The organism is Franzmannia qiaohouensis (assembly GCF_031451695.1).
Taxonomy (GTDB): Bacteria; Pseudomonadota; Gammaproteobacteria; order Pseudomonadales; family Halomonadaceae; genus Franzmannia; species Franzmannia qiaohouensis.
Map to the genome: position 1 here is coordinate 1 of NZ_JARWAM010000052.1, position 605 is coordinate 605.

The 605-nt window shown below is 53.6% G+C and carries 3 tRNA genes; all 3 read right to left on the reverse strand.

Features of this window, described 5'->3' with window-relative positions:
- Positions 1-154 precede the first annotated feature (154 nt).
- The 3 genes from QC821_RS21690 to QC821_RS21700 all read right to left on the reverse strand — a co-directional run bounded on the left by QC821_RS21690 (position 155) and on the right by QC821_RS21700 (position 519).
- Positions 155-241: transfer RNA gene (locus tag QC821_RS21690), tRNA-OTHER, on the reverse strand.
- A gap of 18 nt (positions 242-259) precedes the next feature.
- Positions 260-335, reverse strand: a tRNA-Ala gene (locus tag QC821_RS21695).
- A gap of 107 nt (positions 336-442) precedes the next feature.
- A tRNA-Ile gene (locus QC821_RS21700) sits at positions 443-519 on the reverse strand.
- Positions 520-605 lie beyond the last annotated feature (86 nt).

The window sequence follows — 605 nt, forward strand, 5'->3', positions numbered from 1 at the left end:
ATCTTGCATTTCTCCTTGCGGAGAAATTTGTCAGCATGATTCACATTGTTAAAGAGCAGACTGTCAATCGACAGTCATAAACCGGTCATCGTCTGTTGCGATGGTGGCTTATGACTGTGGATCCGATCAGGTAAGACTGTGAGGTGGAGAGAAGTGGTGGAGCCAAGCGAGATCGAAGTCGTGCGCGCCCCCGGCGCGACCTCCTGGTGCAAGGCAGGCGCTCTCCCAACTGAGCTTTTCCAGACTTTCCGCGGGAAAGTGGTGGAGCCAAGCGGGATCGAACCGCTGACCTCCTGCGTGCAAGGCAGGCGCTCTCCCAGCTGAGCTATGGCCCCACTGATATCCCGTACGTGCCATGGGAATTTTATTCAGGACAAGGCATTTTGTGGCGACGCATAGCCTGCTATGCGAGTCACAAAATAACGCAGTACTGGATAAAATTTGGTGGGTCTGGGCAGATTTGAACTGCCGACCTCACCCTTATCAGGGGTGCGCTCTAACCAACTGAGCTACAGACCCAAACAGTCTTTGCTCTGGCCGATCAGGTAATTCATTGTGAGCACTTGCCGACACGAGATGACGCGTCGATAAGGAGGTGATCCAGC